The following is a 25,202-nucleotide window of genomic DNA, read 5'->3' as shown; positions in this document are numbered from 1 at the left end:
CCAGGTGAGTCGAAAGGTGGTGTGACATGGCCGAATTGAACGTCGAGATCGTTGCTGTTGACCGCAAGGTCTGGTCGGGCAAGGGAACGTTTCTTTTCACCCGCACTACCGTCGGTGAGATTGGGATTCTGCCTCACCACATTCCGCTGGTGGCCCAATTGGTCGACGACGCCATGGTGCGCGTAGAGCGCGAAGACGACAAGGACCTGCGGATCGCGGTGGACGGCGGCTTCATGTCGGTGACCGAGGAGGGAGTCAGCATTCTCGCCGAGTCGGCCGAGTTTGAGTCAGAGATCGATGAGGCCACGGCCAAGCAGGATGCTGAGTCCGACGATCCTCGCATCGCCGCCCGGGGACGAGCCAGATTGCGCGCTGTCGGCGCGATCGACTAACGCCCGATGAGCGCGCCCATGGTCGGCATGGTCGTGCTTGTCGTCGTTCTGGGTATGGCCGTGCTGGCCTTGAGCTATCGACTCTGGAAGCTGCGTCAGGGCGGGACGGCTGGGATCATGCGCGATATCCCAGCGGTCGGAGGCCACGGTTGGCGCCACGGCGTGATCCGGTACCGCGGTGGCGAAGCCGCGTTCTACCGGCTTTCCAGCCTGCGTCTGTGGCCGGATCGGCGTCTCAGCAGACGAGGCGTTGAGATCATTGCGCGGCGGGCGCCAAGGGGCGATGAGTTCGACATCATGACCGATGCGATCGTCGTGCTGGAACTGCGCGACACTACACAAGACCGGAGGCAGGGCTATGAGCTCGCATTCGATCGGGGGGCGCTGACCGCGTTTCAGTCTTGGCTTGAGTCTCGGCCTTCGCCCCGGGCTCAAAAGCGAAGTAGCTGAAGCACTCTGGGTCGGGTCGGATCTGCGGGCGTGGAGGACTTGGGCCGATGGTCGGTCATCCAGAGATCTTCGGGGCGACTCGGTCAGCCAGGCCCGTTGCCGAGCGACTGTGGTTTCGTTGTGGTGTTCTGGGGTTCAACTACGCCGTCGGTGCGCCGCCGCCCGGCCGCCACAGCACGTCACCGCTCGGATTGGCTACCCGCGACAGAATGAAGAGCAGGTCCGACAGTCGATTCAGATATTTCGCCGGCAACGGACTGACGCCTTGGGGGTGTGCGTCCATGGCGGCCCATGCCGATCGTTCGGCGCGGCGGACCACCGTGCGAGCGACGTGCAGAAGCGCAGATAGCGGTGAACCTCCCGGCAGAACAAAAGAATTCAATGCCGGTAGGCCTTCGTTGTATGTGTCGCACCAGTTTTCGATCCGGTCGATATAGCTCTGGGTGATTCGCAGCGGGGGGTGTTCGGGGTTTTCCTCCGGGTTCAACGGTGTCGACAGATCCGCGCCAGCGTCGAACAGGTCATTTTGGATCTGCCTTAGCACGTCCGCGACATGCCCGTCGGGGTGTCCCAGCGCTACCGCGACGCCGATCGCGGAGTTGGCCTCATCACAGTCCGCGTAGGCCACCAGGCGTGCGTCGTTCTTGGAGACCCGCGAGAAATCGCTCAATCCCGTGGTTCCGTCGTCACCGGTCCGGGTGTAAATGCGGGTGAGATGGATTGCCATAGGCAAACGGTACTCGGCCTGACTGCTCACCTGACTGACAAGCCGATAGCGCTTAACTAGACTGACCCGGGTGGCGGAGCGATTCGTGGTCACCGGTGGGAACCGGTTGTCAGGCGAAGTCGCTGTTGGGGGTGCTAAAAATAGCGTTCTCAAGCTCATGGCCGCGACGCTGCTGGCCGAAGGTACCAGCACCATCACTAACTGCCCGGACATCCTCGATGTGCCCTTGATGGCCGAGGTCCTGCGTGGGCTGGGTGCCACCGTCGAACTTGACGGCGATGTCGCCCGTATTACATCTCCCGACGAGCCCAAGTACGACGCTGACTTCGCCGCGGTGAGACAGTTTCGGGCCTCGGTGTGCGTGCTGGGACCGCTTGTTGGGCGATGCAAACGAGCCAAGGTCGCGCTCCCTGGTGGCGACGCGATCGGGTCCCGGCCGCTGGACATGCATCAGGCGGGTCTTCGGCAGTTGGGTGCCAACTGCAATATCGAGCATGGCTGCGTGGTGGCTCAGGCGGAAACGTTGCGCGGGGCAGAGATTCAGTTGGAGTTCCCCTCTGTGGGAGCCACCGAGAACATATTGATGGCCGCGGTCGTCGCAGAGGGTGTCACCACCATCCACAATGCGGCACGCGAACCCGATGTGGTTGACCTGTGCACGATGCTGAACCAGATGGGTGCCCAGATCGAAGGCGCCGGTTCGCCGACGATGACGATCACCGGTGTCCCGCGGTTGCATCCGACTGAGCACCGCGTCATCGGAGATCGCATCGTGGCCGCAACCTGGGGCATTGCCGCGGCCATGACCCGGGGGGACATCAGCGTGACGGGAATTGATCCGTCGCATCTACAACTTGTACTGCACAAGCTGCACGACGCCGGTGCGACCGTCACCCAGACCGACGACAGCTTCCGCATCGTCCAGTACGAGCGCCCGAAGGCGGTCAATGTTGCGACGTTGCCGTTCCCGGGTTTTCCGACCGACCTGCAGCCGATGGCGATCGCCTTGGCGTCAATCGCCGACGGCACGTCGATGATCACCGAGAATGTCTTCGAGGCCAGGTTCCGGTTCGTCGAAGAGATGATTCGGCTGGGCGCGGATGCCCGCACCGACGGGCATCACGCGGTCGTCCGTGGTCTGCCGCAACTATCCAGCGCGCCCGTCTGGTGTTCGGACATCCGGGCAGGCGCCGGGTTGGTGCTGGCGGGGCTGGTGGCAGATGGTGACACCGAGGTCCACGACGTGTTTCACATCGACCGCGGCTACCCGCTGTTCGTCGAGAACCTGGCAAGTCTGGGGGCCGAGATTGAGAGGGTATGCTCGTAGGGTAAGTTCGACAGGTCCCAACAGGCCCGACCAGCCCAAAAAGTTGGCCGGAACCGGGACTTGACTTCACTGCCGGAAATGTATTAAGCTGGCAGGGTTGCCCCGAAGAGGGTGAAAACAAGCAAGATTGTTGTTTGAGAACTCAATAGTGTGTTTGGTGTTTTTGTTTGTTGTTGTTTTTTCGACTACACCTTTCACTCCCCGTGTGAGGGAGTAGTCATATTTTATTGGATGCCAGTATTTGGCGTCTTGTCAGGTATCTCTGATTGTAAATTCACCTCGTTATCGAGGGGTTTTTGTTTGGAGAGTTTGATCCTGGCTCAGGACGAACGCTGGCGGCGTGCTTAACACATGCAAGTCGAACGGAAAGGTCTCTTCGGAGATACTCGAGTGGCGAACGGGTGAGTAACACGTGGGCGATCTGCCCTGCACTTCGGGATAAGCCTGGGAAACTGGGTCTAATACCGGATAGGACCACGGGATTCATGTCCTGTGGTGGAAAGCTTTTGCGGTGTGGGATGGGCCCGCGGCCTATCAGCTTGTTGGTGGGGTAACGGCCTACCAAGGCGACGACGGGTAGCCGGCCTGAGAGGGTGTCCGGCCACACTGGGACTGAGATACGGCCCAGACTCCTACGGGAGGCAGCAGTGGGGAATATTGCACAATGGGCGCAAGCCTGATGCAGCGACGCCGCGTGGGGGATGACGGCCTTCGGGTTGTAAACCTCTTTCACCATCGACGAAGGTCCGGTTTCCCGGATTGACGGTAGGTGGAGAAGAAGCACCGGCCAACTACGTGCCAGCAGCCGCGGTAATACGTAGGGTGCGAGCGTTGTCCGGAATTACTGGGCGTAAAGAGCTCGTAGGTGGTTTGTCGCGTTGTTCGTGAAATCTCACGGCTTAACTGTGAGCGTGCGGGCGATACGGGCAGACTAGAGTACTGCAGGGGAGACTGGAATTCCTGGTGTAGCGGTGGAATGCGCAGATATCAGGAGGAACACCGGTGGCGAAGGCGGGTCTCTGGGCAGTAACTGACGCTGAGGAGCGAAAGCGTGGGGAGCGAACAGGATTAGATACCCTGGTAGTCCACGCCGTAAACGGTGGGTACTAGGTGTGGGTTTCCTTCCTTGGGATCCGTGCCGTAGCTAACGCATTAAGTACCCCGCCTGGGGAGTACGGCCGCAAGGCTAAAACTCAAAGGAATTGACGGGGGCCCGCACAAGCGGCGGAGCATGTGGATTAATTCGATGCAACGCGAAGAACCTTACCTGGGTTTGACATGCACAGGACGCGTCTAGAGATAGGCGTTCCCTTGTGGCCTGTGTGCAGGTGGTGCATGGCTGTCGTCAGCTCGTGTCGTGAGATGTTGGGTTAAGTCCCGCAACGAGCGCAACCCTTGTCTCATGTTGCCAGCACGTAATGGTGGGGACTCGTGAGAGACTGCCGGGGTCAACTCGGAGGAAGGTGGGGATGACGTCAAGTCATCATGCCCCTTATGTCCAGGGCTTCACACATGCTACAATGGCCGGTACAAAGGGCTGCGATGCCGCGAGGTTAAGCGAATCCTTTTAAAGCCGGTCTCAGTTCGGATCGGGGTCTGCAACTCGACCCCGTGAAGTCGGAGTCGCTAGTAATCGCAGATCAGCAACGCTGCGGTGAATACGTTCCCGGGCCTTGTACACACCGCCCGTCACGTCATGAAAGTCGGTAACACCCGAAGCCAGTGGCCTAACCCTTTGGGAGGGAGCTGTCGAAGGTGGGATCGGCGATTGGGACGAAGTCGTAACAAGGTAGCCGTACCGGAAGGTGCGGCTGGATCACCTCCTTTCTAAGGAGCACCACGAGAAACATCCCAACTGGTGGGGTGTAAGCCGTGAGGGGTTCTCTTCTGTAGTGGACGAGGGCCGGGTGCACAACAGCAAATAAATCGCCGGACACACTATTGGGTCCTGAGACAACAACTCGGGCTTGTCTGAGTGGTTGTCCCCCCATCTTGGTGGTGGGGTGTGGTGTTTGAGAACTGGATAGTGGTTGCGAGCATCAAATGGATGCGCTGTCCGTAATGGCGGCGTGTTCTTTTGTGCAATTTTATTCTTTGGTTTTTGTAGTGTTTGTAAGTGTCTAAGGGCGCATGGTGGATGCCTTGGCATCGAGAGCCGATGAAGGACGTGGGAGGCTGCGATATGCCTCGGGGAGCTGTCAACCGAGCGTGGATCCGAGGATTTCCGAATGGGGAAACCCAACACGAGTTATGTCGTGTTACCCGTGCCTGAATATATAGGGTACGGGAGGGAACGCGGGGAAGTGAAACATCTCAGTACCCGTAGGAGAAGAAAACAATTGTGATTCCGTAAGTAGTGGCGAGCGAACGCGGAAAATGGCTAAACCGCACGCATGGGTAACCGAGTAGGGGTTGTGTGTGCGGGGTTGTGGGATTGATATGTCTCAGCTCTACTCGGCTGAGGGGCAGTCAGAAAGTGTCGTGGTTAACGGAAGTGGCCTGGGATGGTCTGCCGTAGACGGTGAGAGCCCGGTACGTGAAAACCCGGCACCTGCCTTATATCAACTCCCGAGTAGCAGCGGGCCCGTGGAATCTGCTGTGAATCTGCCGGGACCACCCGGTAAGCCTAAATACTTCTCGATGACCGATAGCGGATTAGTACCGTGAGGGAATGGTGAAAAGTACCCCGGGAGGGGAGTGAAAGAGTACCTGAAACCGTGTGCCTACAATCCGTCAGAGCCTCCTTGTGGGGTGATGGCGTGCCTTTTGAAGAATGAGCCTGCGAGTCAGGGACATGTCGCGAGGTTAACCCGTGTGGGGTAGCCGCAGCGAAAGCGAGTCTGAATAGGGCGTATCCCCGTAAGGGGTGTAGTGGCATGTTCTGGACCCGAAGCGGAGTGATCTACCCATGGCCAGGGTGAAGCGCGGGTAAGACCGCGTGGAGGCCCGAACCCACTTAGGTTGAAGACTGAGGGGATGAGCTGTGGGTAGGGGTGAAAGGCCAATCAAACTCCGTGATAGCTGGTTCTCCCCGAAATGCATTTAGGTGCAGCGTTGCGTGTTTCACCACGGAGGTAGAGCTACTGGATGGCCGATGGGCCCTACTAGGTTACTGACGTCAGCCAAACTCCGAATGCCGTGGTGTATAGCGTGGCAGTGAGACGGCGGGGGATAAGCTCCGTACGTCGAAAGGGAAACAGCCCAGATCGCCGGCTAAGGCCCCAAAGCGTGTGCTAAGTGGAAAAGGATGTGCAGTCGCAAAGACAACCAGGAGGTTGGCTTAGAAGCAGCCACCCTTGAAAGAGTGCGTAATAGCTCACTGGTCAAGTGATTGTGCGCCGATAATGTAGCGGGGCTCAAGCACACCGCCGAAGCCGCGACAACCGCAAGGTTGGGTAGGGGAGCGTCCCTCATTCAGCGAAGCCGCCGGGTGACCGGCGGTGGAGGATGGGGGAGTGAGAATGCAGGCATGAGTAGCGATAAGGCAAGTGAGAACCTTGCCCGCCGAAAGACCAAGGGTTCCTGGGCCAGGCCAGTCCGCCCAGGGTGAGTCGGGACCTAAGGCGAGGCCGACAGGCGTAGTCGATGGACAACGGGTTGATATTCCCGTACCCGTGTGTGAGCGCCCGTGATGAATCAGCGGTACTAACCACCCAAAACCGGATCGATCATTCCCCTTCGGGGGCGTGGAGTTTCGGGGCTGCGTGGAACCTTCGCTGGTAGTAGTCAAGCGATGGGGTGACGCAGGAAGGCAGCCGTACCAGTCAGTGGTAATACTGGGGCAAACCTGTAGGGAGAGCGATAGGCAAATCCGTCGCTCACTAATCCTGAGAGGTGATGCATAGCCGATTGAGGCGAATTCGGTCATCCTCTGCTGCCAAGAAAAGCCTCTAGCGAGCACACATACGGCCCGTACCCCAAACCGACACAGGTGGTCAGGTAGAGAATACCAAGGCGTACGAGATAACTATGGTTAAGGAACTCGGCAAAATGCCCCCGTAACTTCGGGAGAAGGGGGACCGGAATACCGTGAACACCCTTGCGGTGGGAGCGGGATTCGGTCGCAGAAACCAGTGAGGAGCGACTGTTTACTAAAAACACAGGTCCGTGCGAAGTCGCAAGACGATGTATACGGACTGACGCCTGCCCGGTGCTGGAAGGTTAAGAGGACCCGTTAACCCGCAAGGGTGAAGCGGAGAATTTAAGCCCCAGTAAACGGCGGTGGTAACTATAACCATCCTAAGGTAGCGAAATTCCTTGTCGGGTAAGTTCCGACCTGCACGAATGGCGTAACGACTTCTCAACTGTCTCAACCATAGACTCGGCGAAATTGCACTACGAGTAAAGATGCTCGTTACGCGCGGCAGGACGAAAAGACCCCGGGACCTTCACTACAACTTGGTATTGGTGTTCGGTACGGTTTGTGTAGGATAGGTGGGAGACTGTGAAACTCCAACGCTAGTTGGGGCGGAGTCGTTGTTGAAATACCACTCTGATCGTATTGGGCACCTAACCTCGAACCCTGAATCGGGTTCAGGGACAGTGCCTGGCGGGTAGTTTAACTGGGGCGGTTGCCTCCTAAAATGTAACGGAGGCGCCCAAAGGTTCCCTCAACCTGGACGGCAATCAGGTGACGAGTGTAAGTGCACAAGGGAGCTTGACTGCGAGACTTACAAGTCAAGCAGGGACGAAAGTCGGGACTAGTGATCCGGCACCTCTGAGTGGAAGGGGTGTCGCTCAACGGATAAAAGGTACCCCGGGGATAACAGGCTGATCTTCCCCAAGAGTCCATATCGACGGGATGGTTTGGCACCTCGATGTCGGCTCGTCGCATCCTGGGGCTGGAGCAGGTCCCAAGGGTTGGGCTGTTCGCCCATTAAAGCGGCACGCGAGCTGGGTTTAGAACGTCGTGAGACAGTTCGGTCTCTATCCGCCGCGCGCGTCAGAAACCTGAGGAAACCTGTCCCTAGTACGAGAGGACCGGGACGGACGAACCTCTGGTACACCAGTTGTCCCACCAGGGGCACCGCTGGATAGCCACGTTCGGACAGGATAACCGCTGAAAGCATCTAAGCGGGAAACCTTCTCCAAGATCAGGTTTCTCACCCACTAGGTGGGATAAGGCCCCCCGCAGAACACGGGTTCGATAGGTCAGACCTGGAAGCTCAGTAATGAGTGAAGGGAACTGGCACTAACCGGCCGAAAACTTACCAACACATAATCGCAACCACATATCCAGAACGACGAATTTGTTAGACAAATTGGTCGTGGAACGCCACACCCCCCACCAGTACAAATTTAAATAGAGTTACGGCGGCCACAGCGACAGGGAAACGCCCGGTCCCATTCCGAACCCGGAAGCTAAGCCTGTCTGCGCCGATGATACTGCCCAACTCGGGTGGAAAAGTAGGACACCGCCGAACATACACAAAAACACCCCCGTTATCGGGGGTGTTTTTGCATGTTGAGGTTGGCGTAGCAGCTTCAATCGAAAAGGGTTAGGTGCGCGGCTAGCCGACGTTTCTCCAGTTCGAGTAACGTCTGCTTCCGGTCGAGGCCGCCCCCATACCCGGTGAGCTTTCCGCTCGCGCCGATCACGCGGTGACACGGGACAATTATGGCAATGGGATTCCGGCCGTTGGCCAATCCGACGGCACGTGCCGCTCCGGGGGCTCCTACTTGTTCGGCGATTTCTCCGTAGGATCGAGTTTCGCCGTAGGGAATGGCTAGCAAGGCTTTCCACACCCGCTGTTGAAACTCCGTGCCGCGCAAATCCAGCTCGACATCGAAGTCGGTGCGGTCGCCGGCGAAATAAGCGTTGAGTTGGTCGACTGCGTCGGCAAAAGCGCCGTGGTCGACCTTCCAGCCGGCGCGGCTCGGTTCGTAGGTCTGGTCGACCATGCGCAGGTTGGTCAACACCGAGCCATGACCGGCCAGGGTCAGTGGCCCTATCGGGCTATCGATCGTGCGGCTGTGAATCATGCGATCTCCTTCGGACGTCCCGCTGGCCAATGGTTTACCGGATGCTCCAGGGTGGTCCATAGATGTTGTGTGGCGTAGGAGCGCCAGGGACGCCATCGGGCGCTGTGCTCGATGAGAGTCCGTTGCCCGTTGGGTAGCCCCAATTGTTTTGCCGCCAATCGGATACCGAGGTCGCCGACGGGAAACGCGTCCGGGTCCCCGAGACCTCGCATGGCGATCACCTCTGCGGTCCACGGGCCGATTCCGGGGATGTTGAGTAGCTGCGTCCGCGAGTATGTCCAGTCGCAGCCAGCATCTAGGTTCACCGTCCCGTTGGTGATGCCGCGAACAAGAGCGTTCACCGTGCGTTGGCGCGCGGCGGGGACCGCTAGGTGTTTGGGATCGATGTCGGCAAGCTCCGGCACCGACGGAAACGTATGGGTCAGGGTTCCCGTTGGATCGTTGACTGGCTGCCCGTAAGCGGTGACCAACCTGCTGGCATGGGTGCGCGCGGCCTTGGTCGATACTTGTTGGGCCAACACCGCTCGCACGGCGAGTTCAGCTTCGTCCACGGTGCGAGGAATACGTTGTCCGGGCGCCTTAGCGACCACTTGGCCCAGGTCTGGGTCAGCGCTAAGTGCCTCCACCACCGCCTCGGGATCGGCATCGAGATCCAGCAGCCGTCGACACCTGGCGGTGGCCGCCGCGAGGTCGCGAAAATCCTCGAGCATCAACAGACAGCGCACATGGTCGGGTGCCGGAGACAGGCTGACCAGCCCGTTGCCCCACGAGAGCCGTAGTGTGCGCCGGTACGCGCCGTCGTGCACCTCTTCGCATCCTGGCACCGCGCCGGCCGCGAGGTGGCCGAAGACACCTTCGTAGGCGAACGGCGTGCGGACCGGCAGACGCAGCGACACCGTCCCGGGGGATGTGACGGCAGAACCGAATCGGGTAGCGGCTCGCTTTCGCAACGCGGTTGGCGTGCTGTCGCAGACCACCCTAACGGTGTCGTTGAATTGGCGGATGCTGGCGAACCCGGCGGCAAACGCAACGTCGCCGAACGGCAGATCTGTGGTCTCGATTAGCACCCGGGCGGTCTGCATTCGTTGTGCGCGGGCCAGTGCGAGCGGACCTGCGCCGAGCTCGGCCTGCAACAGTCGCTCCAATTGGCGAGTGGTATAGCCGAGGTGAGCGGCGAGGCCGGTTACACCTTCGCGGTCCACGGCCCCTTCTGCAATGAGCCGCATTGCCCGTGCGACCACGTCGCCACGGATATTCCATTCAGGCGATCCCGGCGACGCGTCGGGACGGCAGCGTTTGCAGGCACGGAAGCCGGCTCGCTGAGCGGCCGCTGCGGTCGGATAGAACTGCACGTTACGAGCGAAGGGCGTCCGCGCGGGGCAGCTGGGGCGGCAATAGATCCGAGTGGTCAGGACCGCGGTGAAGAACCATCCGTCGAACCGCGCGTCCTTGGACTGGACGGCTCGATAGCATCGTTCGAAATCTTCATGCACCCTTCAACAGTTACACCTGAGCGCCGACAAGACTAGCGGAAAAGCGACATTGCAGTGCGGTGCGTTTGGCTTGGTCGCTAGCGAGGCGCTAGCCATCCGGCCTGGTGGGCTCGACGGGTGTGGCCAGCCGGGTGGGCGCGGCGAGCCCGCGGAGCGTCGTAGAATCGCCTAGACGCCAATGGGCACAAACGGTTTCGCTCGCGCCCGCTAGTGTTTCCGATGATGCCAACAAGCGGCTCGGAAATGATTTGGCCAGTTCGCAGAGGCGAGCCGCCTCGTTTACCGGTTCGCCGATCGCTGTGTACTCGAACCGCTCGTTGGCGCCGACATTGCCGGCGACGACCTGACCTGCCGCCACGCCGATCCCAGCCTGGCACTCGGGAACTTCGGTGGCCAGCCGGTCAGCGATGGCCCGCGCGGCAGCCAGTGCCTGATCTTCTGGGTGCTCAAGCCGATTCGGCGCGCCGAAGATGGCTAGCGCGGCGTCACCCAAGAACTTGTTGACCAGGCCGCGGTGGCGATCCACCTCGTCGACGACGATCGCGAAGAACCGGTTCAGCAGTTTGACCACTTCGGCCGGGGGTTGCGTGGTCACCAGCTGCGTAGAGCCGACGATGTCGATGAAAACGACGGCGATGTGGCGATCCTCCCCGCCCAGCTTGGGTCGTTCGCGCTCGGCCGCGGCCGCGACTTCACGCCCGACATGTCTGCCGAAAAGATCGCGTACCCGTTCGCGCTCGCGCAGGCCGGCGACCATGGCGTTGAACCCGCGCTGCAGTTCACCAAGTTCGGTTCCGTCGAACACCACCAGATCTCCTGGCAGTTCGCCCATCTCGACACGCTTGAGTGCCATGCACACCACCCGCACCGGTGTCGTGGTCAGCCACGACAGGATCCACATGAGCAGCAAACCGAATACCAGCGTTGCCGTGGACGCAATCAGAACCGATATCGCGAACTCGTCATCGCTGATTTCCCACAGTGACAGGTCGAAGATTGCCACCAGAGCCATGCCGACGACAGGTACACCCGAACTAGCGAGCCAGACGACTATCGTTCGACCGGTGATCCCCGGGGCCCACCGTCTCGGCGGTGGGCCTGCCGCTAGTGCCATCGCGGCGACGGGACGCAAGGCGAACTCGGTGAACATATAGCTGGCTGTGGTCACTCCAAGACCGCAAAAGGTCAGCGCGAAAAGGAATCTCGGGATAAACATGCTGTTGGCCATGCCGTAAAGGGTCGTCAAGAGCGCCGTGAAGATTCCCCACACAAGGAGATGGAAGACGGCAAACCGTAACGGAGCCAGGAGCGCATTGCGCTGGTCGGTGGGGCTGGGCTTTCGGCCTTCGGTTGCCCAGCGCAACATCTGCGTGGTTCGCCGGGTGAGCCAATAGCTGCCCAGTGCAAATGCGACCACGATGTAGGCCGGTACGACGGCGAATGGAATCCACAACGGCGCATCGGAGAGTACGTTTGGCGCCGGCACGGCGACCGTCGCGATCGCTATCGCGACGCAGATTCCGACTACGTTCGTGACCGCGATGACGGAGGTCAAGATGCTTTGGATGCGGATCCGATGAACCCGTTGGCTTTCGTGCACATGCCCAAGCAGCCAGGATCCGTAGGCCGGACCCTCCACGAACGAGCCGTCTTGATGTGTCACCGTCTCCACCGCCGAGCCGTCTCGTTGGCCAACATGGTGGCGTCAGCTTAATTTATTTGGCACGCCCCACGGCGCGTCCCGGCCGGATAGCCGGATGGCAGCGGGTGAGGCCAACCGGGTGGGCTGTTCGTGGCCGCGCAGTGTGACCGTCTCGCCCAAGCCCCATCGGTTGCGTTCGCCGATCACGGTGTATTCGAACCTTTCGTTGGCCCCGACGTTTCCGGCGACCACTTGTCCGGCTGCCACGCCGATGCCGGCCGGGCATTCGGGCACCTCGGCGGCTAGCCGTTCGGCGATGGCCCGCGCGGCGGCCAGCGCCCCATCCTCCGGGTGCTCAAGACGATTGGGTGCCCCAAAGATGGCCAGCGATGCGTCGCCCTGGAACTTGTTGACAAGTCCCTGACGGCGATCTACCTCGTTGACGATGATTGTGAAGAACCGGTTGAGCAACTGAACAACGTCTGCCGCGGGTCGATTGGTCACCAGCTGCGTCGAGCCGATGATATCGACGAAAACGGCTGCGACGTGGCGTTCTTCACCGCCCAATTTGGGTCGCTCCCGCTCCGCGGCGGCGGCAACCTCCCGCCCGACGTGTCGGCCGAAAAGATCGCGCACGCGTTCTCGCTCACGCAACCCGTCGACCATCGCGTTGAACGCGCGCTGCAGGTCGCCGAGTTCGGTGCCGTCGAACACCGCCAGATCCCCGCGCAGATCGTCCTGTTCGACTCGCTTAAGCGCTGCGCGCACGACACGTACCGGTGCCGCAGTCAGCCACGCCATGATCAACATCAAGAGAAACCCGCCGACCAGCGTCGCCGTTGCGACAATCAGCACACCGACCGCGAACTCGTATTCGGTAAAGTTTTCCTGCACCATCTCGAGGATCGCTAACAGGGCGATACCGAAGACGGGCACTCCAGAGCCGAGAAGCCATACCACCATGGTCCGTCCGACCACTCCGGGAGCTAATCGTCCCGGCGGTAGCCCTGCCTCAAGCGCCTGGGCGGCGACCGGGCGCAGGGCGAACTCGGTGAACATGTAGCAGGCGGTGGCGACCAGAACCCCGCAAAACAATGTCGAGAACATGACTTGTGAGATGAACCCAATGGGCGCACTCATTTCGGCCGCACCGTCCAGCGACTGCAAGGACGCTAGCAGTCGACCGGCTGATGACTTGACAAGCTTCGCAGGAGCACTTCGGCGGGCAGCAGGTGGGCGATGGCCCCTGCGTTGGTCAGCGCCCATCTTCCTGGCGTTCAAGATGATTCGGCGCCCAAAGATGGCCAGTGACGCGCCACCTTTGACCTTGTTTGATCAGTTCATGATGGCGATCCACCCCGGCCGCGATTACCGCGCAGAAAGCATTGAGTCCAATATGTCGATTACCGTTGGCGGCAGAATCGTTCGTCCACCCATGGTGCGAGTTCCGTACGTATGCCAGCCGGTACGGGAGTGCTCTCACACGGGTGTGGCCAATTGAGTGGGCTGGTCATGGCCGCGCAGTGTCACCGTTTCGCCCAAAGACCAACGGGCACGCTCGTTTTCGCTGGCTAAATCTACCGCCGCCGCCGAGGCTAACAGCTTGCCCGGATGATCCTTGGCAAGTTCGCACAAGCGCGCGGCCTCATTGACCGGCTCGCCGATCACGGTGTACTCGAACCGCTCTTTGGAGCCGACGTTACCGGCCACCACCTGCCCCGATGCCACGCCGATACCTGCCGGGCACTCGGGTACCTCTTTGGCCAGCCGTTCGGCGATGGCCCGCGCTGCCGCTAACGCCTCGTCTTCGGGGTTGTCTAGCCGGTTGGGGGCACCGAAGATAGCCAGCGAAGCGTCACCCTCGAACTTGTTGACCAGCCCGCGTCGGCGGTCCACTTCCTCCACCACGACCGCGAAGAACCGGTTGAGCAACTTGACGATGTCGCCTGGAGGTTGGCTGGTCACCAACTTTGTGGAGCCGACGATGTCGATGAACACGACGGCAACATGGCGTTCTTCACCGCCCAGTTTCGGCCGCTCGCGTTCGGCTGCGAGCGCGACTTCGCGCCCAACGTGCCGGCCGAAGAGGTCGCGTACCCTCTCGCGCTCGCGTAGGCCGTCGACCATTGCGTTGAAACCCCGTTGCAGTTCGCCGAGCTCGGTTCCGTCGAATACGACTAGGTCGCCGCGCAGATCGCCCCGCTCGACCCGCTGGAGCGCCGCGCGAACGACACGAACGGGTGTGGCCGTGAGCCACGACATGATCCACATCAGGATGAATCCAAAGACCAGTGTCGCCATCGACACGATGAGCACGCCGACCGCGAATTGAGTCTCCGAAAGATTCCGCAGCACGAGTTGGAAGATCGCAATCAGCGCGATGCCGACGACCGGAACTCCCGAACCGAGCAGCCAAACCATCATGGTTCGGCCCATGATGCCGGCCGCCAAGCGACGGGGCGGTCGGCCGGCCTCAAGCGCTTGTGCTGCCACCGGCCGCAAGGCGTACTCAGTGAGCAGGTAGCTGCCGGTGGCCACCAGTACGCCGCAAAACGTCACCGCAAAGAGGAACCGGGGGATGAAGAGGTGGTTGGCCATGCCGTAGAGGGTGGTCAACAACACCGCTCCGAATCCCCACAGGATCAGGTCACCGACCGCGACCCGCCACGCGACCAGAAACGTATTGTGCCCGTCCCGGCGGGTCGGTGGACGCTCTTCGATTGCCCAGCGCAACGCAAACACCGTTCGGCGGGTGATCCAATAGGTTCCCACCGCCAACGCGAGCACGATATAGGCCGGCACGACCGCGAAGGTGACCCATGATGGTGCTTCGCTAAACACACTCGGTTCGGGGATGGCGACTGTCACCAACACGATCGAGACTCCGATCCCGATCAGGTTGGCTGCCACGATGAGGACGGTCATGATGACCTGGATGCGCACCCGGCGCCGTTGTTGACTTTCCGATACCCGTCCGAGCAGCCAGGAGCCGTACGCGGGGGTCTCTTGCAGCCGGCCGCTCTGGCGGGTGACCCGCTCAAGTACCCGGCCCAGGCGTTGCGCCAGGGTCTTCTTTGAGGCCTTCCTCGACGACATGGTGGCGTCAGCCTAATTTGTTGGACAGGCTCTAAGGTGATTCGGGTGCGCTTAGTCATTGCTCAATGCACGGTCGACTACGTTGGCCGGCTCACCGCGCACCTGCCGTCCGCGCGCAGGTTGCTGTTGTTCAAAGCCGACGGGTCGGTCAGCGTGCATGCCGACGACCGCGCATATAAGCCGTTGAACTGGATGAGCCCACCGTGCTGGGTGACCGAAGAGCCGGTCGGGGACTCATCGGCGTGGGTAGTGACGAACAAAACCGGCGAGCAGCTGCGCATCACGGTCGAGGAGATCGAACATGATTCCAGCCACGAACTGGGCGTGGACCCCGGGCTGGTCAAGGACGGCGTGGAGGCACACCTGCAGGCGCTGCTCGCCGAGCACGTTCAACTGTTGGGCGACGGCTATACGCTGGTCCGCCGCGAATACATGACCGCGATCGGGCCGGTTGACCTGTTGTGCCGTGATGAACGTGGCGGCTGTGTAGCTGTGGAGATCAAGCGGCGGGGCGAGATCGACGGGGTGGAGCAACTCACCCGCTATCTTGAGTTGCTCAATCGCGACAGCGTTCTCGCGCCGGTCAAGGGGGTTTTCGCCGCTCAGCAGATTAAGCCGCAGGCACGCACTCTGGCTACTGACCGCGGGATCCGTTGTATAACACTGGATTACGACAAGATGCGCGGGATGGACAGCGACGAGTACCGACTCTTCTGAGACGCGCGACTAAACTGGCGCAATGGCACGGCGCCGAAAACCGCCACGTCGGCAGGGGTCGGTATCCGCGTCTCTGCCGCCGCGCAGGGTGGAGACGGGACCCGACGGCTACGACTACGAAGTGCACCTGGTAGCGGCTACGCGTGCGGTCAAGACGTATCGATGTCCCGGATGCGATCACGAAATCCGTTCGGGCACTGCACATGTGGTGGTGTGGCCGGCCGACTCGCCGGAAGCGGGGGAGCACCGGCGACATTGGCACACCCCGTGCTGGGCCAACCGCGCTACCCGTGGTCCGACCCGAAAGTGGTCTTAGGTCTGCGCCTTAGCGGGCCGGTTCGACCAATTCGATCAGGACGCCGCCGGCGTCCTTGGGATGGATGAAGTTGATTCGTGAATTTGCGGTGCCGCGCCGGGGAGTCTCGTAGACAAGACGGAGGCCTTGGGAACGCAGCCGCTGGCACAGAGTGTCGAGATCGCTTACTCGACAGGCGAACTGTTGAATGCCCGGCCCCCGCTTCTCCAGGAACTTTGCGATCACTGACGAGTCGTCGATCGGGGCCATCAACTGGATCTGGGCTCCGGTCGGGGCGCTAGGCGCGGCGAGCATCGCCTCGCGGATACCCTGATCGTCGTTGACTTCCTCGTGGACCAGAATCATGCCGAGGTGGTCGTGATACCACTCGATCGCCGCATCCAGGTCGGCGACGGCGATGCCGACATGATCCAAGCCGGTCACCAGGGAGGTGGCCAGCAGGTGACGGGCGTCAACTTGATCGGTCGTCATTACACAACGGTAACCTCATGGGGAAGAATCTGCTTCGCCGGGTTGGCCGGTTCGGCCGTTCCGCTGCGTTTAGGAGGTAGTCATGACGACGTCGGTGATCGTTGCTGGAGCCCGAACCCCGATTGGCAGGTTGATGGGCTCGCTGAAGGATTTCAGTGCCAGTGATCTGGGTGCAATCGCGATCAAGGGCGCCTTGGCGAAGGCCTTCCCGGGAGTAGCGGACCCGGCGTCCCTGGTCGAGTACGTGATCATGGGGCAGGTACTAACCGCGGGGGCGGGGCAGATGCCCGCGCGTCAGGCGGCGGTCTCGGCCGGTATTGGTTGGGACGTGCCGGCGCTGACCATCAACAAGATGTGTCTGTCCGGCGTTGACGCCATTGCGCTCGCTGACCAGCTCATTCGCGCTGGGGAATTCGACGTGGTGGTTGCCGGCGGTCAGGAATCCATGACGAAAGCGCCGCATCTGCTGACGGACAGCCGGTTCGGGTACAGGTACGGCGACCACCCGTTGGTGGACCACATGGCTTACGACGGGTTGCATGACGTCTTCACCGACCAGCCGATGGGCGCACTCACCGAGCAACGGAATGATATTGACCAGTTCACCCGCCGGCAGCAGGACGAGTACGCGGCCGCGTCGCACCAAAAAGCGGCTGCAGCCTGGAAAGACGGCGTTTTCGAGAACGAAGTGGTCCCGGTGAGTATTCCGCAGCGTAAGGGCGATCCGCTGCAGTTCAGCGAAGACGAGGGAATCCGGGCTGACGCCACCGCAGACTCTTTGGCGGGTCTCAAGCCGGCTTTCCGTAAGGACGGCACAATCACCGCCGGCTCGGCCTCCCAAATTTCGGACGGCGCGGCCGCAGTGGTGGTGATGAATAAAAACAAGGCACGGGAGCTGGGGCTGACGTGGCTGGCGGAGATCGGTGCACACGGCGTAGTGGCCGGCCCGGATTCGACGCTGCAATCACAGCCGGCAAATGCGATCAAGAAAGCGCTGGGCCGCGAGGGCATCGGGGTTGACCAGCTCGATGTGGTGGAGATCAACGAAGCTTTCGCTGCGGTGGCCCTGGCCTCGACCAAGGAGCTCGGGTTGAACCCCGAGGTCGTCAACGCCAACGGTGGTGCAATCGCCTTCGGCCATCCGATTGGGATGTCAGGAGCACGGATCACGCTGCATGTTGCCCTAGAGCTGGCGCGCCGCGGATCGGGATACGGGGTTGCCGCGCTGTGCGGTGGCGGCGGACAAGGCGACGCATTGATTCTGCGGGCCGGATAGCGGCTCGGGACTGGCTGGCCGGCGTTGCTGGCGCCACCCGCCGCAGGGGCGGGTGTGAGATTGATCATATTTGCCACCCCTCGGTGCCGGAAATGCGATTGTTCGTCGATTTGTCGTGTTCAGCGCCGGCGCCACCGGGTGCGTCGGTAGCCAATGCCCCGTGACAGACTTGACGACGTGACGCGTCCCCGACCTCCGATCGGGCCTGCCATGGCGGGTGCGGTCGACCTTTCCGGCCTCAAGCAGCGAGCCCAACAGTCCGCCTCGGCGGCTGGCCCCGCGGGCGGCCAGGCACCCGGACCGGGTGCCGCGAATGTCCACGAGATCTCCGAGGCAAACTTCGAAGACGAAGTAATTGGCCGCTCCGACGAGGTGCCTGTGGTGGTGTTGCTGTGGTCGCCGCGCAGTGAGGTGTGCGTCGAGCTGCTCGACGCACTGTCGGCCCTGGCCGCTGAGGACCAGGGCAGCTGGTCCCTGGCTTCGGTCAACGTCGATACGGCGCCCAGGGTTGCCCAGATCTTCGGCGTCCAGGCGGTTCCTACGGTGGTGGCTCTGGCGGCGGGTCAGCCGCTGTCGAGCTTCCAGGGCCCGCAACCGGCCGATCAGTTGCGCGGCTGGGTGGACTCGCTCCTTTCTGCCACGGCTGGAAAGCTCAAGGGCCCCAAGGGGTCGGAGGAGGCCGCGGCAGTCGATCCAGCCCTGGCGCAGGCCCGCACGGAACTCGAGGCGGGCGACTTCGTCGCGGCAGCAAAGTCCTATCAAGCGATCCTGGACTCCGATCCGAGCCACGTTGAAGCAAGGGCGGCCATTCGCCAGATCGAATTTCTCACGCGTGCAACCGCGCAACGGCCCGATGCGATCCAGGCCGCTGATACCGCACCGGAGGACATCGACGCCGCATTTGCGGCCGCCGACGTGCAAATCCTGAACCAGGATGTCGGTGCGGCGTTCGAACGTCTCATCACTCTGGTGCGGAATACATCTGGCGATGAGCGCACGAAGGTGCGCACTCGGTTGATCGAACTCTTTGAATTGTTCGACCCGGCCGATCCGGAGGTAATCGCGGGTCGGCGCAGCCTGGCCAACGCGCTCTACTGAACGGGCGGGCCTCGATGGGCCCATTTCTGCCCGGGTGGTCGGGTCGGACTGGTGGAATTGTGAAGTGCTATTAGCCGCCTGACGATCCGCTGATCCCGGGCGGGCCGAGGATCCCGCCCGCGCCGCAACGCACCGATGTTGGGCGTCCACTGGGTAGCGCCGGCGGCGAATGGCTCGCTTAGCTCGCAGACACCGCCGACGCGTTGCGCTACAGCCAGTGCTGGCTCTTCGCGGCCCTGCGATGACTCTAGGACCCGTTGCAGTGTGCTGCGGCAGCGCCATTCGTTGAGCCGCGGTAAGCATGCACTCATCACCCGAAGCGCGCGGGCGTACTGGTGGTCTTGGGTCCGGATTGCGCCTCTATCAGCCCGGTTACGACGCGTCCAATCCGTCCGACCCGCTGACGCCGAACAGCCCTCCCGCGCCGCCGGTGCCACCGGCGCCGCCGGCGCCAGGGATATTGACCAGTCCGCCGTTGCCGCCGTTGCCACCGTTGCCGATTAGTGCGGCGTCGCCGCCGACCCCGCCGTCACCACCGGTGAAGCCGTCAACAAGCGCGTTACCGCCGACGCCGCCGGCCCCACCGTTGCCGATCAGGCCGGCATTGCCGCCCGCCCCACCGGTCCCTCCGTTGGCGGAGGCGCCGGGCGCTCCGGCGCCGCCGGTCCCTCCGTTGCCCAACAGTGGTCCCGCGTCACCGCCGGCGCCGCCGGCTCCCACGCTGGTGGTGCCGCTGCCGCCGACGCCGCCCGAGCCACCGTTACCGGAGAGCATCCCGCCGTCGCCGCCGTCGCCCCCGTCGCCGCCGGCGCCGCTTACGCTCTGGCCTCCGCTTCCGCCAGCACCGCCGCCGCCGAGCAGCCCGCCGTCTCCGCCGGCGCCGCCGATCCCGCCGATCCCTCCGGCGCCGCTGGCCAGTCCGCCGGCTCCGCCAACACCGCCGACGGCGAGAAGTCCTCCGGTGCCGCCGACTCCGCCGCTGCCTCCGTGAAAGCCCAGCCCGCCCGCGCCGCCGGGACCCCCGAAGCCGAATAGGCCGCCGGTGCCGCCGGCCCCGCCGGTGCCGCCGATTCCGCCGGTTGAGCCGCCGAAGCCGCCGGTACCACCCGTGCCGCCGATGCCGAACAGCAGGCCGCCCGTGCCGCCGGCGCCCCCGGATGCGCCGTTACCCGTGCCGCTTGAGGCGCCGCCACCGGTGCCGCCGGGTCCGCCGTTGCCGAACAGTCCTGCAGCCCCGCCTGCTCCACCGGCTTGAGCCGTGGCTCCGGACCCACCGGCTCCACCGTTGCCATACACCAGTCCACCGTCGCCACCGGCTTGACCGGATCCCGGTGCGGCGTCGACACCGTTGCCGATCAAGGGGCGCCCCAGCAACATCTGGGTGGGCGTATTGACCAGATCGAGCACGCTCTGCAAAGGCGACGCGGCGGCGGTTTCGGCGCTGCCGTATGCGCTGGCAGACGCCGTTAAGGTCTGAACGAATTGCTCGTGAAAGCTTGCTAGTCGAGCGCCGAGCGCTTGATAGGCCTGGGCGTGCTCGCCGAACACTTCCGCGACAGCGGCCGATACCTCATCGGCGCCAGCCGCCAACACCCCCGTGGTCGGTGCCGCAGCCGAGGCATTGGCCGTGCTGATCGCTGAGCCAATGCCGGTCAAGTCCCAAGCCGCCGCCACCATGGTTTCTGCCGAGGTGAATACATACGACATTCCAAATGACCTTCCAATTATGTTTTAGGCCAAATGAATTCGCAATGACGACCGATATTGCCCGGTCGTGATCGACCATTTGGGCCGGGGCCAGCGTATCTTGCCTAGTGCAACATTATCCGGCATTTGGCATTCTTCTTTGTGCCTTCCGCTGGCCCACCGCTGTCCGCCATCGTCGACCCACGTCGAAGATCCCGGGCCCCCGGGTGCTTACCGCTCTACGCGGGCGCCAACCACAACGCGGAGTTGGGCGGTAGTACCAAGACCGCCGACGCTGGGCGTCCGTGCCAGGGATCGTTGGTCGCGTCGACCCCGCCGAGGTTGCCGATCCCGGAGCCGTGATAGACGGTCGCGTCGGTGTTGAGCACCTCACGCCACCGGCCGGCGCACGGAAGGCCCAGCCGATAGCCACCGTGTTCTGCACCCGAAAAGTTGAATACGCACGCCATTACCGAGCCGTTGTTGCCGTAGCGGAGAAAGCTCAACACGTTGTTGGCTGAGTCATTGGCGTCGATCCAGGAATAGCCTTCAGGGGTGGTGTCTTGACTCCACAGTGCGGCATGAGTGCAGTAGATGTCATTGATGTCGCGCACCAGGCGCGAAATTCCGTTGGAAAATCCGTTCTCGTCGAGTTGGAACCAGTCGAGACCACGCTGCTCGGACCATTCGGCGCGTTGGCCGAATTCCTGACCCATGAATAGTAGTTGCTTACCGGGGTGGGCCCATTGATAGGCGAGCAGGCTGCGCAGCCCGGCTGCCTTGGTGTGGTTGTTGCCCGGCATCCGCCCCCACAGCGTGCCCTTGCCGTGCACTACCTCGTCGTGGCTGAGTGGCAGCACGTAGTTTTCGCTGAAGGCATACAACATCGAGAACGTCATCTCGTGGTGGTGATAGCTGCGGTAGATCGGATCGCGACTGACGTAGTCGAGCGTGTCGTGCATCCAGCCCATGTTCCACTTCATCGAAAAGCCGAGGCCGCCGATGTTGGTCGGCCTGGTCACCCCGGGCCACGAGGTGGACTCCTCAGCGATGGTGACGATGCCCGGTGCCGCTTTGTGTGCGGTGGCGTTCATCTCTTGAAGGAACTGCACCGCCTCCAGATTTTCCCGTCCACCATAGACGTTGGGGGTCCAGCCGCCCTCGGGACGCGAGTAGTCCAAATAGAGCATCGATGCCACCGCGTCCACCCGGAAGCCGTCGATATGGAACTCTTGAAGCCAGTACAGCGCGTTGGCTACCAGGAAGTTGCGTACCTCCGGTCGTCCGAAATCGAAAACATAAGTACCCCAGTCGAGTTGCTCGCCACGTTTGGGGTCAGAATGCTCATAGAGCGGGGTTCCGTCGAACCGTCCCAGCGCCCATGCGTCCTTGGGGAAGTGGGCGGGCACCCAGTCGACGATGACGCCGATACCAGCCTGGTGTAGGGCGTCGACCAGAGCCCGAAAATCGTCGGGTGTGCCAAAGCGGGATGTCGGCGCGTAGTAAGACGTGACTTGATATCCCCATGACCCGGCGAACGGATGCTCGGCGATGGGCAGCAACTCAACATGGGTAAAGCGGTGTTCTGCCACGTAGTCGGTCAGCTCGCGGGCTAGCTGACGGTAGCTGAGCCCGGGTCGCCATGAGCCAAGGTGGACTTCGTAGGTGCTCATCGGTTCGAACACGGCATTGCGCTGTGCGCGGCGGGCCATCCATTGGTCGTCATCCCAGGTGTAGGTGCTGACTGTCACCCGCGACCCCGTCTGCGGCGGCACTTCGGTACCGAAGGCAAAGGGGTCAGCTCGATCGGAAACTACGCCGTCGGCGCCGTGCACCCGGAACTTATAGAGGCCGTCGGCGGGGAAGCCGGGCCAGAACAGTTCCCATACGCCAGAGGAACCCAGCACACGCATGGGGGCGTCGTTGCCGGTCCAGCCGTTGAAATCGCCGATCAAGCTCACGCCCTTGGCGTTGGGTGCCCACACGGCGAACGACACCCCCTCCACGACCCCGTCGGCCGTGGTGAACGAGCGAGGGTGAGCGCCAAGGACTTCCCACAGCCGTTCGTGGCGGCCCTCGGCGAACAAATGGAGATCCACTTCGCCCAGGGTGGGCAGAAAACGGTATGCGTCGGCGACCGTGTGCGAATCAGCGCCCTGGTAGCTGACCTGCAACCGGTAATCGATCAGGCCGGTGAATGGCAGCGCCACCGCGAACAGCCCCGCTTCGATGTGCTGCATCGAGAATCGGTCGTCACCGACGAGCGCAACGACGCCCACGGCATGGGGCCGAAACGCCCGGATCACGGTGTGGGCGCCGTATTCGTGGGCGCCCAAGATGCTGTGCGGGTTATGGTGTGCCCCCGCGACCAGGCGTGCCAGTTCGGCAGGGTCGGGCGCCAAGTGCGCCCCGGCCAGTTGATCTGTTCGGCTCACAGCCCCTCACCTCCTACGTAGCAGCGTGATTCGTGATTCGATGGGTACCAGTGGCATGTTGATGATGTGGGCAACGGCACGCCCGGGGTCGATGCGGATGTAATTGGCTTGCCCCCATTGGTATTCCTCGCCGGTGATTTCGTCCCGGACCCAAAACCGTTCGTAGGGCTCCATGCCTAGCGCCGGCATATCCAGCCGCAGTGTTGCTTCTTCCAGCCCAAAGGCGTTGAGGGTGACCACCACCAATACGCTGTCCCCGGTAGCTGGGTCGAACTTGCTGTAGGCCAGCAGAGCGTCGTTGTCGATGTCATGAAAATGGATCGTGCGCAATTGCTGAAGCGCGGGATGCAGCCGCCGAATTGCGTTGAGCTGTGTGATGAATGGCTCCAGCGAGCGGCCTTCGGCCAATGCGCCCGCAAAGTCGCGGGGACGCAGCTCGTACTTTTCTGAGTCCAGGTATTCCTCGCTGCCCTCTCGCACAGCGCGGTGCTCGAACAGCTCGTAGCCAGAGTACACCCCCCAGGCCGGCCCCATGGTCGCCGCCAGCACGGCCCGGATGGCGAACATGCCGGGACCGTGATGCTGCAGCACCGCATGCAGGATATCCGGGGTGTTGACGAACAGGTTGGGCCGGCGAAAGTCGGCGAATTTGGCTATATCGTTGCCGAATTCGGTGAGCTCCCACTTCGCCGTACGCCAGGTGAAGTAGCTGTAGGACTGGGTGAAACCGAGCTTGGCCAGACCGTACTGGCGAGCAGGTGGCGTGAATGCCTCGGACAAGAACAGCACGTCGGGGTCGACAGATTTGACTTCATCGATTAGCCAGGCCCAGAAATTGGGCGGTTTAGTATGAGGGTTGTCGACCCGAAAGAACTTGACGCCATGGTCAATCCAATGTCGCACCACGCGCAGGACTTCGTCGTAGAGCCCGCCGGGATCATTGTCGAAATTGAGCGGGTAAATGTCTTGGTACTTCTTCGGCGGGTTCTCCGCGTAGGCAATGCTGCCGTCCGGCAATTCGGTGAACCAGTTGCGGTGTTCGGTGGCCCACGGGTGGTCCGGCGCGCACTGCAGCGCGAGGTCCAACGCCACTTCCATGCCCAATTCGCGCGCTGCTGCCACGAAGTTGTCGAAGTCGTCGATGGTGCCTAGGCCCGGGTGCACAGCGTCGTGGCCACCCTCGTCGCTTCCGATGGCCCAGGGCGATCCCACATCGCCGGGCGCGGCGGTGGGGTTATTGTTGCGGCCCTTGCGGTGCACCTTGCCGATTGGATGGATCGGCGGAAGGTACACCACATCGAAGCCCATCCGAGCGATACGCGGCAGATCCGCCGCCGCGGTGGCAAACGTCCCGTGCACCGGGTTACCTTGGGCATCGCAGCCGCCGGTCGAGCGCGGAAACATCTCGTACCACCCACCGAACCGAGCCAACGGCCGATCCACCCAGATCCCGAACTGTTCGCCGCGGGTGATCAGATCCCGCAGCGGGTAGGCGTTCAACAGCTCGTCGATTTCCGGCGTGAGGGCCAGTGCGGAGCGGGTTACCGGATCTCCGGGTGTTCGCAGCGCCGTCGCGGCTTCCAAAAGCGGCCAGCGCTGTGCTCGGGGTACCCCCGTCGCGGCCCGTTCGAACAGTCCGGCACCCACCAACAAATCGTTGGATAGTTCGTTTTCACCCTGGCCGGCGTCGAGCTTGGCAACCAGTCCATGACGCCAGGTGTGTATGGGATCACCCCAGCCATCAACCCGGAAGGTCCACAGTCCGACGCTGTCGGGGGTGAACTGACCGTGGAAGACATAGGGCTCTTCGCCCATCGTCATGGGGGACAGCAGGGGTCTGACACGGTGCTGTTCGGCGGTCTTGGGTACCAACTCCGATTCCGGGGCGGTCGCCTTGATCCGGCGAACGTCCGTGACATGCGGATAGCGGGGGCCCAAGTAGCGGACGACCAACGTCGCTGCGACCGCCTCGTGCCCTTCCCGCCATACCGAGGCACGAACCGGGACTACTTCGCCGACCACCGCCTTGGCGGGGTAGGCGCCGCATGAGACGACGGGCTGGACGTCATCGATCTCGACACGACCGGGCACCAA

The 25,202-nt window shown here is 62.2% G+C and carries 16 protein-coding genes, 3 rRNA genes and 1 pseudogene; 10 read left to right on the top strand and 10 right to left on the bottom strand.

Going from position 1 to position 25,202, the window contains the following annotated elements:
* The first annotated feature begins 26 nt into the window (after positions 1-26).
* Both MB901379_RS17135 and MB901379_RS17130 read left to right on the top strand, forming a co-directional pair.
* Positions 27-392 (top strand): F0F1 ATP synthase subunit epsilon, encoded by a 366-nt coding sequence (locus MB901379_RS17135; protein ID WP_158017715.1) that lies wholly within the window; start codon positions 27-29, stop codon positions 390-392.
* Between the two features lie 6 nt (positions 393-398).
* Positions 399-842 (top strand): DUF2550 domain-containing protein, encoded by a 444-nt coding sequence (locus MB901379_RS17130; RefSeq protein ID WP_158017714.1) that lies wholly within the window; start codon positions 399-401, stop codon positions 840-842.
* Positions 843-981: 139 nt separating this feature from the next.
* Here the strand turns inward: MB901379_RS17130 and MB901379_RS17125 are convergent, their stop codons facing one another.
* Positions 982-1,569 carry a cob(I)yrinic acid a,c-diamide adenosyltransferase gene (locus MB901379_RS17125; protein WP_158017713.1) on the bottom strand — a complete coding sequence of 196 codons (588 nt, stop codon included), beginning with the start codon at positions 1,567-1,569 and terminating at the stop codon, positions 982-984.
* A 70-nt stretch (positions 1,570-1,639) separates the two neighbouring features.
* Here MB901379_RS17125 and murA point away from each other — a divergent pair, with 70 nt between their 5' ends.
* The 4 genes from murA to rrf all read left to right on the top strand — a co-directional run bounded on the left by murA (position 1,640) and on the right by rrf (position 8,319).
* Positions 1,640-2,896 (top strand): UDP-N-acetylglucosamine 1-carboxyvinyltransferase, encoded by a 1,257-nt coding sequence (murA, locus tag MB901379_RS17120; protein ID WP_158017712.1) that lies wholly within the window; start codon positions 1,640-1,642, stop codon positions 2,894-2,896.
* 297 nt (positions 2,897-3,193) lie between these two features.
* A 16S ribosomal RNA gene (locus MB901379_RS17115) occupies positions 3,194-4,723 on the top strand.
* Between the two features lie 283 nt (positions 4,724-5,006).
* A 23S ribosomal RNA gene (locus MB901379_RS17110) occupies positions 5,007-8,111 on the top strand.
* A gap of 94 nt (positions 8,112-8,205) precedes the next feature.
* Positions 8,206-8,319 (top strand): 5S ribosomal RNA (rrf, locus tag MB901379_RS17105).
* The 16S, 23S and 5S rRNA genes sit together here, the layout of an rRNA operon.
* Before the next feature lie 61 nt (positions 8,320-8,380).
* On the opposite strand, the gene MB901379_RS17100 is transcribed toward rrf, so the two are convergent.
* The 5 genes and pseudogenes from MB901379_RS17100 to MB901379_RS17080 all read right to left on the bottom strand — a co-directional run bounded on the left by MB901379_RS17100 (position 8,381) and on the right by MB901379_RS17080 (position 15,109).
* Positions 8,381-8,878, bottom strand: a complete 498-nt coding sequence (locus MB901379_RS17100) for a methylated-DNA--[protein]-cysteine S-methyltransferase (RefSeq protein ID WP_158017711.1) — start codon at positions 8,876-8,878, stop codon at positions 8,381-8,383.
* Positions 8,875-10,371 (bottom strand): DNA-3-methyladenine glycosylase 2 family protein, encoded by a 1,497-nt coding sequence (locus tag MB901379_RS17095; RefSeq protein WP_158017710.1) that lies wholly within the window; start codon positions 10,369-10,371, stop codon positions 8,875-8,877. The genes MB901379_RS17100 and MB901379_RS17095 overlap by 4 nt, the downstream gene beginning before the upstream one ends.
* Before the next feature lie 88 nt (positions 10,372-10,459).
* Positions 10,460-12,043: an adenylate/guanylate cyclase domain-containing protein gene (locus MB901379_RS17090; protein WP_158017709.1), complete on the bottom strand. Its 1,584-nt coding sequence runs from the start codon at positions 12,041-12,043 to the stop codon at positions 10,460-10,462.
* 33 nt (positions 12,044-12,076) lie between these two features.
* Positions 12,077-13,135 (bottom strand): annotated as a pseudogene (locus MB901379_RS17085) (adenylate/guanylate cyclase domain-containing protein); the annotation flags it as partial.
* 357 nt (positions 13,136-13,492) lie between these two features.
* The gene (locus MB901379_RS17080) at positions 13,493-15,109 is read right to left on the bottom strand and encodes an adenylate/guanylate cyclase domain-containing protein (RefSeq protein WP_158017708.1); all 1,617 of its coding nucleotides are present in this window, start codon (positions 15,107-15,109) and stop codon (positions 13,493-13,495) included.
* 45 nt (positions 15,110-15,154) lie between these two features.
* On the opposite strand from MB901379_RS17080, the gene nucS reads away from it, so the two are divergent.
* Positions 15,155-15,826 carry an endonuclease NucS gene (gene nucS, locus MB901379_RS17075; RefSeq protein ID WP_158017707.1) on the top strand — a complete coding sequence of 224 codons (672 nt, stop codon included), beginning with the start codon at positions 15,155-15,157 and terminating at the stop codon, positions 15,824-15,826.
* 22 nt (positions 15,827-15,848) lie between these two features.
* On the top strand, positions 15,849-16,142 hold the full coding sequence (locus MB901379_RS17070; RefSeq protein WP_158017706.1) for a hypothetical protein: 294 nt from the start codon (positions 15,849-15,851) through the stop codon (positions 16,140-16,142).
* A gap of 9 nt (positions 16,143-16,151) precedes the next feature.
* Here MB901379_RS17070 and mce read toward each other — a convergent pair whose 3' ends face one another.
* Positions 16,152-16,613, bottom strand: coding sequence for a methylmalonyl-CoA epimerase (mce, locus tag MB901379_RS17065; protein WP_158017705.1), 462 nt, complete (start codon positions 16,611-16,613; stop codon positions 16,152-16,154).
* 82 nt (positions 16,614-16,695) lie between these two features.
* Between mce and MB901379_RS17060 the strand changes: the two genes are divergently transcribed.
* Both MB901379_RS17060 and MB901379_RS17055 read left to right on the top strand, forming a co-directional pair.
* Complete coding sequence (locus tag MB901379_RS17060) at positions 16,696-17,889, top strand: acetyl-CoA C-acetyltransferase (protein WP_158017704.1); 1,194 nt, start codon at positions 16,696-16,698, stop codon at positions 17,887-17,889.
* A gap of 177 nt (positions 17,890-18,066) precedes the next feature.
* Entirely contained in the window at positions 18,067-18,987 is a 921-nt protein-coding gene (locus MB901379_RS17055) for a tetratricopeptide repeat protein (RefSeq protein ID WP_158017703.1), read from the top strand.
* A gap of 372 nt (positions 18,988-19,359) precedes the next feature.
* Here MB901379_RS17055 and MB901379_RS25080 read toward each other — a convergent pair whose 3' ends face one another.
* The 3 genes from MB901379_RS25080 to MB901379_RS17040 form a co-directional block, all read right to left on the bottom strand.
* Positions 19,360-20,694 (bottom strand): PE family protein, encoded by a 1,335-nt coding sequence (locus MB901379_RS25080; RefSeq protein ID WP_158017702.1) that lies wholly within the window; start codon positions 20,692-20,694, stop codon positions 19,360-19,362.
* 218 nt (positions 20,695-20,912) lie between these two features.
* A complete protein-coding gene (gene glgB / locus MB901379_RS17045) occupies positions 20,913-23,108 on the bottom strand; it encodes a 1,4-alpha-glucan branching protein GlgB (RefSeq protein WP_158017701.1) in 2,196 nt (731 codons plus the stop codon).
* Between the two features lie 6 nt (positions 23,109-23,114).
* Positions 23,115-25,199 (bottom strand): alpha-1,4-glucan--maltose-1-phosphate maltosyltransferase, encoded by a 2,085-nt coding sequence (locus tag MB901379_RS17040; RefSeq protein ID WP_158017700.1) that lies wholly within the window; start codon positions 25,197-25,199, stop codon positions 23,115-23,117.
* Positions 25,200-25,202 lie beyond the last annotated feature (3 nt).

This window comes from Mycobacterium basiliense (assembly GCF_900292015.1).
GTDB lineage: Bacteria > Actinomycetota > Actinomycetes > Mycobacteriales > Mycobacteriaceae > Mycobacterium > Mycobacterium basiliense.
The sequence above is the reverse complement of the archived record's forward strand: the minus strand, read 5'-3'. Positions and strand labels throughout refer to the sequence as shown.